This is a genomic window from Colwellia marinimaniae (assembly GCF_002207865.1).
GTDB lineage: Bacteria > Pseudomonadota > Gammaproteobacteria > Enterobacterales > Alteromonadaceae > Colwellia > Colwellia marinimaniae.
The window spans coordinates 1-780 of sequence record NZ_BDQM01000098.1; the positions used below are offsets into that span (position 1 = coordinate 1).

Annotated in this window: 1 pseudogene; it reads left to right on the forward strand. The window is 48.1% G+C overall.

Annotated features, from left to right (window positions below):
* Positions 1 to 479 precede the first annotated feature (479 nt).
* Positions 480 to 780: pseudogene (locus MTCD1_RS21875) on the forward strand (phage holin, lambda family); the annotation flags it as partial.

Sequence of the window (780 nt, forward strand, 5' to 3'; positions counted from 1 at the left end):
CAAAATGCAATCCCGAAACAGTTCGCAGGTAATAGTTAGAGCCTGCATAACGGTTTCGGGATTTTTTATATCTGCACAACAGGTAAGAGCATTGAGTCGATAATCGTGAAGAGTCGGCGAGCCTGGTTAGCCAGTGCTCTTTCCGTTGTGCTGAATTAAGCGAATACCGGAAGCAGAACCGGATCACAAAATGCGTACAGGCGTCATCGCCGCCCAGCAACAGCACAACCCAAACTGAGCCGTAGCCACTGTCTGTCCTGAATTCATTAGTAATAGTTACGCTGCGGCCTTTTACACATGACCTTCGTGAAAGCGGGTGGCAGGAGGTCGCGCTAACAACCTCCTGCCGTTTTGCCCGTGCATATCGGTCACGAACAAATCTGATTACTAAACACAGTAGCCTGGATTTGTTCTATCAGTAATCGACCTTATTCCTAATTAAATAGAGCAAATCCCCTTATTGGGGGTAAGACATGAAGATGCCAGAAAAACATGACCTGTTGGCCGCCATTCTCGCGGCAAAGGAACAAGGCATCGGGGCAATCCTTGCGTTTGCAATGGCGTACCTTCGCGGCAGATATAATGGCGGTGCGTTTACAAAAACAGTAATCGACGCAACGATGTGCGCCATTATCGCCTAGTTCATTCGTGACCTTCTCGACTTCGCCGGACTAAGTAGCAATCTCGCTTATATAACGAGCGTGTTTATCGGCTACATCGGTACTGACTCGATTGGTTCGCTTATCAAACGCTTCGCTGCTAAAAAAGCCGGAGTAGAAG